The organism is Pseudomonas amygdali (assembly GCF_002699855.1).
Taxonomy (GTDB): Bacteria; Pseudomonadota; Gammaproteobacteria; order Pseudomonadales; family Pseudomonadaceae; genus Aquipseudomonas; species Aquipseudomonas amygdali.
The window spans coordinates 1-7,925 of record NZ_LKBW01000089.1 but is presented as its reverse complement, the minus strand read 5'-3'; the positions used below and the strand labels follow the sequence as shown (position 1 = coordinate 7,925).

The following is a 7,925-nucleotide window of genomic DNA, read 5'->3' as shown; positions in this document are numbered from 1 at the left end:
CTCACCGAGTCTGCCCAGGTGGCATGACTCAAACAAAAGGGTCTCCGAGAAACCCGGGGCGGTTCAATTCAGCCCTCCCCCGGCGAATGATCTAGCGTCCTCTGGCTTGAGCGAACGTACGCATCTAGGTATGAATCGGGCCTTATTACGCTACGCGGTGCCCCCGAGGGAAACCGAAGACCAATGTGTTATGGTTATCGACAAAGTGCCGCCACCCAAACACGGACAAATGTCTTTCTTCCGTGCCACTAATGACTTGAGCAAACTGCCTTCGGGAATGGAGACGGACGGATTGTCCGATCTGAAATTGGCTGGTTGTGAACGCATTTCCTCCGTCGAGCAGGTGAAGAATATTCGCGCCGCCCTTGGGGGCGGGCCTCTAACCGTATTAGATCTGCGCGAAGAATCTCATGCGATTGTCAACGGTTTGCCTGTCACCTTACGTGGCCCGATGGATTGGGCCAACGCTGGTTTACCCCAAGTTGACGGAGCTGCACGTGAAAGTGCCATGATTACAGAACTGAAGCGAGCCAAGTCTGTAACGTTGGTCGATGCCAATTATGTGAAAGGTAAAAAAAAGTAATCCTCAGACGACAGAACTGAAAGATTTGAATGTTCAGAGCGAAAGAGAAGTCGTTACAGCGGCCGGCGCGACTTACCGCCGCGTGGCCATTACCGACCATAATAGGCCGAGCCCGGAAGCGACTGACGAGCTAGTAAACATCATGCGCCACTGCCTTCAGGCAAATGAGTCGGTAGTTGTGCACTGTAACGGCGGTCGCGGTCGTACCACCACGGCCATGACAATGGTCGACATGCTTAAGAACGCTCGTAACCATTCAGCAGAAACTCTCATCAGGCGTATGGCCAAGCTCAGCTATGACTACAACATGACGGATCTAGGCAGCATTTCTGCACTCAAGCGGCCATTCCTGGAAGACAGACTAAAATTTCTGCATGCCTTTCATGACTATGCCCGCAACAACCCAAGCGGATTACCTCTTAACTGGACACAGTGGCGCGCAAAAATAGCGTCAGAATAATGGACGGATGCCGAGGTTTGGGGAGCAACGGAACAGAAAGTGCATTTAAGCCCAGTGCCTGTCCGTAAACCCGCGTGCAGCCTGGCCGGTACGATAAACCACAGTTTGGCGTCAATCCGCACCAGTACTGGCTTCCCGCCCATGACGGAAATTTCGGCGGTTCCGGCTTACAACCCCGATTAACGTTGTCTTGCCACACAAGGAAAAGGTGTCAATTGGCGATACCCAAGAACACGGCTAAACAGCGCTCCACCTCCACCATTGAATCCACTCCGATATGCCCAAAAGTCGGGCCTATTTTTTCACGCTTGAGTGTCATGGTCTTGTCTAGCATGACCTGAGAAGGCTTCTGCAAGCCGTTTTCTGCGGTCGGCTGAACGGTGATGCGCAGCAGCGGTGCTGCGACTAGGGTGCTGGTCACTGGCAGCACGGTAACGCTGGTGTGTTCGCTGAATTGGTTTGCCTGAATTACCAAGGCGGGTCTTGGTTTACCAAAGTCACCTTGCATGGCGACGGTGACTAGGTCACCTCGCATCATGGCGTCCAACCCTCAACATCGTCTAAGGCTTCGTCCATCAACCCCTGCATATAGGTATTGGCCATGTCTGCCTGAGCAACCAACAGGCACTGTCGATGGCACTCCTGTGCAAAGTCTGGCCGCCGGGTATCGGGAACCCAAATCTGAATGGGCCGTAGGCCAGCCGCACGCAGCGCGTCGCGATGGCGTTGAACGCGGTCATTTACATGGGATGTAGGCATTTAAACCTCCGTAGATAGTTACATGTAACATTTTAGCGATAACTACACCCTAGTGCAACCGAGGCCTTTTGCGAAGGGGTCGGCTTTGCTCGACTTCTATCCCCATTCTTTCAATTTGAAGACCCTCCCCTGGCCTCGGTATCTCTGCGGTGCGCCGTTTTCGGTGCGTATCCAAGGATCAGGGGGATCGTCCTAGCGGACCGCCACGACTCTGTCCATTTAGGTATACCAAAATGGGCCATGTGATGACGACTCTCAATGTTGCGCGGGTGTACCTGCGTGTCAGTACCGAAGACCAGGACTTGCAGCGCCAAGAAGCGATCATTGGCAATGCGCGAGCATCGGGCTACTACGTGGCTGCGGTCTATCGCGAAAAAGCCTCGGGCGCTCGATCCGACCGTCCCGAGCTGTTGCGCATGATTGAGGACCTGCAACCAGGTGAAGTCGTCATCGCTGAGAAGATCGACCGAATCAGCCGTCTTCCCTTGGCCGAAGCAGAAAGGCTTGTGGACGCGATCAAGGCTAAGGGCGCACGCTTGGCGGTTCCCGGCATCGTCGATCTATCGGAATTGGCCGAGGCATCCAGTGGCGTCGCCAAGGTGGTGTTGCAAGGCGTACAAGACATGCTGTTGCGTGTGGCACTGCAAATAGCACGTGACGACTTCGAGGACCGGCGAGAGCGACAGCGGCAGGGCATCGACTTGGCCAAGAGCGCTGGTCTATATAGAGGACGCAAGCCGAATGCTAAAGTGCATGAACAGATCATTGCCTTTAAAAGCGGCGGGTGTAGCATTGCAGCGACTGCGCGGCTGGCGGGTGTCAGTGTCAGTGTCAGCCAGGTAAAACGTGTTTGGTCGCAGTACCTGGCGGCTAAGGCAGATGTCTGAGGCGCTGCCTTGGTCCAGTGTCCGTCTGTGACCTTGCTGAAGTATTTTCGGTCCCTCGGACGACAATATCAAACCCTTTTCATTAGGCATAAAAATGCTCGATTTATCCGCAGAGCAACACCAGCTGGCGAAGACAGTCCATGATTATGCCAGCCGATTTCCATCGACAGAAAGTGGCGATAGCCAGCTACTACAGGGCTGCTATGACTATATGATGGTTTTCAAACAGGTGCTCGACAGCTCATCAAAAATCCAAATGGACTATATCTGCCTGCAATATCCAGGTTTTTTTCGTTTCGCGAAAATGATGGAGTTGCTGGCACAAAGTATTGCTGATGGCTTCATTAAGGTACCGAAAGAACACTAAAAGTGACACACCCGGAAATCCGTTTTCTGAACCGCCGCATTCGGGGGAGATCACAAGCCAAAACAGAGGCAGAAACCATCGCCATCTTCCACGCCAGTACCAAGCCGATAGCACGTAGCGCCGGACGTTCGTACGTTGCTGCTGCCTATCGGTCTGGTACTAAGCTGGTTGATATCCGCACCAGTCTTGTCCATGACTACACACGGCGCGGTGGTGTTTTTTCCACAGAGATCATGTTTCCGGACGGCACCAGCACCGAGCGTAATGCTCTGTGGAACGCCGCCGAATCCGCAGAAAAGCGCAAGGATGGCCGGACTGGTCGAGAGTGGATCATCGCGCTACCCGCCGAACTGGATGACGGAGCGCGCCAAAAACTGGCATCTGCGTTTGGCATCAAGCTGGCCAACCTGTTGCCTTTCCAGATGATATGGCAATAGGTTTTTGCATCAGTTGCGTAACGCTATCCAGTCTCAAAGAACGCGTTTATAGGCTGGCCGGAAATTTCGGCGGTTTGGGCGTACAAACCCCCTGTAAGGAGAAGGCACGATGAAAAGTCTGCCACCAAAGCAGTCAAGGGCTCGATCAGTTGTCTTCGCGGAAGGCGCGCAGTGGATACGCGCAGACTTTCATCTGCACACACGAGCTGATCGCGAATTCAAGTACACGGGCGATGACAACTTCTATCACAGCAACTACGTGGATGCGCTTGAGAAAGCTAGCATACGGCTGGGCGTCATCACTAATCACAACAAGTTCGACCTTGATGAGTTCAAAGCGCTGCGAAAAACGGCTCAGAATAAGGGCATTGCCCTGCTGCCGGGCGTCGAGTTGTCGGTCAACGATGGGGCCAATGGCATCCACACTCTTGTTGTATTCTCAGACGAATGGATTGATGAGCACGACCACATCAACCCCTTCCTGACAAGCGCATTCGAAGGTAAAACGCCGGCGCAGTACGAGCAGGAGAACGGCCGTTCCTCCTGGTCTCTTTTGGAGACGATCAAGAAACTGGAAAGCTATCACCGCGACTTCTTTTTAGTCTTCGCCCACGTCGAAGCACCGAGTGGCTTGTGGGCGGAGCTGGATGGCGGCCGACTCACTGATTTGGGGCAAAATGAATTCTTCCGGCGCAGAACGCTGGCATTTCAGAAGGTTCGCACTCACGACGGGGCGGGCAAAGACAAACCTTGCCGCACTAAGATTCAAAGCTGGCTGCAAAGCTGGTACCCCGCGGAACTCGAAGGCAGCGACCCCAAAGGTATAGATGAAATTGGTCGGGGCAAAACCAGCTACTTAAAGCTAGGCGAGCTGTCCTTCGGGGCGGTGAAGTTTGCCTTGGGTGATCCCGCTGCGCGGGTGGCTATGGAACCGCAGAAACATAAGGCCTCGCACATTCGAAGCATCCACTTTGATGGTGGCATTCTCGACGGGCAGACGCTGCACTTCTCCTCCGAGCTCAATGCGCTCATCGGCATCCGGGGCAGCGGCAAGTCCTCTCTCTTGGAGGCTGTGCGCTATGCTCTTGATATTCCGCGAGGCGAGAAGGTACAGGACACCAAGTACAAAGATGAGTTGATCCGCCACACCTTGGGCAGCGGCGGCAAGGTGACGCTAACGGCTTGCGATATTTACGGGCAAGAGTTCACCATCTCCCGCATCTTCCGCGAAGCACCTAACGTTTATCTGGGCGGCACCTTGCAACCCGGCGTTTCGATTCGAGAAACCGTGCTGCGCAGCCCGATCTATTTCGGGCAAAAAGATCTCTCAAGTACCGGCGAAGGCTTCGAGACCGATCTGGTGGAGAAACTGGTTGGCGAAAAGCTCCGTGTGCTGCGCGAAGCAATCGAAACTCAGCGCCAGCGCGTGTGCGAAGCTGCGCAACGCTGGCTCAAGCTCAGCAACATTGCCGAAACTAAACGTGACTTCAACGCTCAGCTTACCGATGCGAACTTCCGTCTGAAGAAGTTCGAAGAGTACGGTGTCGCCGACAAGCTCCAAAAGCGTCTGGGATTCCAGCAGGACGCAACTGCGCTCGCGCGCATGGCGGAGCGTGCAGACGACTTCATCCTCGCCTTGGGCAGCCTCATCGCCGAGCATGAGGACGAACTGCGCAACGCGACGAGCTACGTTTCCAAGCAGAATCCAGACTTCTTCGTGGCTTACAACGCCGAATTTTCCAACCTCGTTGCCGGGGTCGATCAGCTCAAGCAGATCGAGCAGGACATGCGCGCTGTTGCGGCTCGTCTCGGGACCAAGCAGTACGAGTTTGAAGGGGCTAGTAAGAGTCTTCAGGAGGAGTTTGCGCAAGTCGAGCGGCAACTGGCTCAAGAACTCAAGCAAACCCGTATGACAGCCATCCAGCCGGACGATTTTCTGGCCCAGCAACAGCGCAAAACCAAGGCGGAGCAAATGCTGGATGCTTTAGCCAAGCAGGAATCACAGCAGACCACCATTCGCGATGCGTTATTTGCCGAAATCGACAAGCTCAATGAACTTTGGCTGAGGGAATTTACCACCATCAAGACGGAGCTGGATCGCGTGAACGCTGTCAACACAGCCTTGCAGATCGAAGCTGACTTCAAAGGTGACAAAGAAGCCGCTATTAGCTTCATGCAGCAGCTTTTTAAGGGTAGTAACATCCGCGAAACCACCCTGCGAGCGGTTATGGAGGACTATGCCGATTTCGGTGGGCTGCTGCGTTCACTGCCTGGGGCTTTAGTCAAGGCTGGAAGCGCGCCTGAAGTCTTTGAGAAGACTTTTATGCAGTACCTGGTCGAGTTTAGCGCATGGCAGGTGCCAAACCGCTTCGTGATCCGTTATCGCGGCAAGGAGCTGAGGCACCACTCGCTCGGACAGCGCGCTTCGGCCCTGCTGTTATATGTACTCAGCCAACGACAGAACGATGTCATCATTATAGACCAGCCGGAAGACGATTTGGACAACCAGACCATCTATGACGATGTGATCAAACTGCTGCGCGAGATGAAACCTCAAGCCCAGTTCATCTTCGCTACCCACAACGCCAACTTCCCAGTGCTGGGTGACGCAGAGCAGGTGCACGCCTTTCAGTACCAAGACGAGAAGGTCGCCACACAAAGCGGTAGCATCGATGCCCATCCGGTGCAGGAGGCCATCATCAACATTATGGAAGGAGGCCAGGAAGCCTTCAACCGCCGTAAAGAGGTTTACAATTTATGGAAACTACAGAGCTGATCGACGTCATCAGTCGAGGCGAGGACAGCCGCCAGCAATTCAAAGCTGACATGACCAATGCCGATGCGTTGGCCGCCGAGATCGTTGCTTTTAGCAACACCGCTGGCGGGCGCATCCTCATCGGCGTGAATGACGATGGATCGGTGCGCGGGCTGTCCGGTGCCGACTTGGCTCGCCTCAACCAACTTGTCTCCAATGCGGCTTCTCAAAACGTCCGTCCAGCTGTAAATCCGTTTACAGACAACGTGCCGCACCCAAATGGCACAGTAATGGTCGTCGCTATTCCTGAAGGCATCAGCAAGCCATACATGGATAAAAACGGCACTATTTGGGTGAAGAATGGCTCAGACAAGCGCCGTGCCACCTCACGCGAGGAACTTCAGCGCCTATTTCAGCAAGCGGGCCTGGTACATGCCGATGAAACACCTGTGGCGGGCTTGGGCCCGGGGGAGGTGGACTTGCCCTATTTCGAAGCATTTTTTGAGCAGCAATTCGGCGAGCAGCTGGCGTTACACAACCAGCCGCTACCTCAGTTGCTGACCAACATGAATCTGATGAACCAAGGACACCTCAATGTGGCCGGCAGCCTGCTGTTTGCCAAGGTGCCGCACTACGCGCTGCCAGCCTTCATCATCAAGGCAGTGGCCTTTGTAGGCAACGAGATTGAGGACGAGCGCTACATCGACAGCCGCGACATAACCGGCAAGCTGGCTGACGTGTTCCAGCAGGCTCTGGGTTTTATCATCGCCAATACCCGCGCCGTGCAGGGTGCCCATGGCTTCAACTCTCCGGGTCAGGCCGAGATACCGCGCATCGTCTGGGAAGAATTGGTTGCCAACGCGCTTGTACATCGCGACTACTTCATCAGCGCCCCGGTGCGCGTGCTGGTCTTTATGGATCGAGTCGAGATCATCAGTCCTGGCCACCTACCCAACAACCTGACCATTGAAAACATCAAAGCAGGTAACTCCAATATGCGCAATCCCATCCTGGCTTCCTTCGCCGCCAAGCTCTTGCCTTACCGTGGTCTGGGTAGCGGCCTGCTGCGCGCACTGAGGGCCTGGCCGCAAATTGAACTCGTCGATGATCGTGCCGGGAATCTGTTCAAAGCCATTGTAGTACGCCCCGGTGTGCTGTAGATAGATACGCTGGAGCCCTCGGAAATTTTGTCGCTTAAGATCCAGCCCGAGTACCAGCGCGTCTGAGTCGATGGGCTTACGGCCCAACGAGGCCCTCACGTGCGTCTTTCATCAGGGTCCGAGCGATCAGCTCAAGATGACCGTTTGTAGTACCGCAGTCCTTCACCTTCTTTCCGTCGATCCGGCACATGCAGCGGAGTCAAACAGAAACTATTGGGCTTGTGCTCAATGGGGAAGCCCTTGGTGTCCACGATCACCCGCGACCTCCAACGCAGCTATTCATAAGACCGAGAATAGTTGTTAAGGTGAACGTCGGTATGGCCGCTTGAAAGCGCTGTTGCGTAGTAATCTTCGAATGATCGGTATGCTGGCACGATTCCGCCGCCGTAGTCGTGTGCGGCGTACCACATCGACGGATTCCCGTAGCCTAGTGATTCTATGACAGGTCGAGCCTCTGAACCGCCCCGGGTTTCTCGGAGACCCTTTTGTTTGAGTCATGCCACCTGGGCAGACTCGG

The 7,925-nt window shown here is 54.7% G+C and carries 9 protein-coding genes and 1 pseudogene; 7 read left to right on the top strand and 3 right to left on the bottom strand.

Features of this window, described 5'->3' with window-relative positions; translation table 11 throughout:
• Positions 1-190 precede the first annotated feature (190 nt).
• Entirely contained in the window at positions 191-583 is a 393-nt protein-coding gene (locus AO277_RS29030) for a protein-tyrosine phosphatase family protein (protein WP_236691318.1), read from the top strand.
• A 25-nt stretch (positions 584-608) separates the two neighbouring features.
• Positions 609-1,043 carry a phosphatase domain-containing putative toxin gene (locus AO277_RS29025; RefSeq protein WP_236691317.1) on the top strand — a complete coding sequence of 145 codons (435 nt, stop codon included), beginning with the start codon at positions 609-611 and terminating at the stop codon, positions 1,041-1,043.
• A gap of 211 nt (positions 1,044-1,254) precedes the next feature.
• Here the strand turns inward: AO277_RS29025 and AO277_RS08565 are convergent, their stop codons facing one another.
• Together AO277_RS08565 and AO277_RS08560 are read right to left on the bottom strand one after the other, a co-directional pair.
• Positions 1,255-1,581, bottom strand: a complete 327-nt coding sequence (locus AO277_RS08565) for a type II toxin-antitoxin system PemK/MazF family toxin (RefSeq protein ID WP_003319696.1) — start codon at positions 1,579-1,581, stop codon at positions 1,255-1,257.
• Positions 1,578-1,802: an antitoxin MazE family protein gene (locus AO277_RS08560; RefSeq protein WP_015060676.1), complete on the bottom strand. Its 225-nt coding sequence runs from the start codon at positions 1,800-1,802 to the stop codon at positions 1,578-1,580. The genes AO277_RS08565 and AO277_RS08560 overlap by 4 nt, the downstream gene beginning before the upstream one ends.
• 245 nt (positions 1,803-2,047) lie before the next feature.
• Between AO277_RS08560 and AO277_RS08555 the strand changes: the two genes are divergently transcribed.
• From AO277_RS08555 to AO277_RS08535, 5 genes are all read left to right on the top strand, one after another.
• A complete protein-coding gene (locus tag AO277_RS08555) occupies positions 2,048-2,689 on the top strand; it encodes a recombinase family protein (protein WP_099258913.1) in 642 nt (213 codons plus the stop codon).
• A 94-nt stretch (positions 2,690-2,783) separates the two neighbouring features.
• On the top strand, positions 2,784-3,056 hold the full coding sequence (locus AO277_RS08550) for a hypothetical protein (RefSeq protein WP_044320047.1): 273 nt from the start codon (positions 2,784-2,786) through the stop codon (positions 3,054-3,056).
• Positions 3,057-3,058: 2 nt separating this feature from the next.
• Entirely contained in the window at positions 3,059-3,493 is a 435-nt protein-coding gene (locus AO277_RS08545) for a MobA/MobL family protein (RefSeq protein WP_015060673.1), read from the top strand.
• A 109-nt stretch (positions 3,494-3,602) separates the two neighbouring features.
• Positions 3,603-6,269: a TrlF family AAA-like ATPase gene (locus AO277_RS08540; protein WP_044320048.1), complete on the top strand. Its 2,667-nt coding sequence runs from the start codon at positions 3,603-3,605 to the stop codon at positions 6,267-6,269.
• Positions 6,251-7,408, top strand: coding sequence for an RNA/DNA-binding domain-containing protein (locus AO277_RS08535; RefSeq protein ID WP_044320049.1), 1,158 nt, complete (start codon positions 6,251-6,253; stop codon positions 7,406-7,408). The genes AO277_RS08540 and AO277_RS08535 overlap by 19 nt, the downstream gene beginning before the upstream one ends.
• A gap of 275 nt (positions 7,409-7,683) precedes the next feature.
• On the opposite strand, the pseudogene AO277_RS29020 reads toward AO277_RS08535, so the two are convergent.
• A pseudogene (locus tag AO277_RS29020) lies at positions 7,684-7,866 on the bottom strand (hypothetical protein); the annotation flags it as partial.
• Between the last annotated feature and the right edge of the window lie 59 nt (positions 7,867-7,925).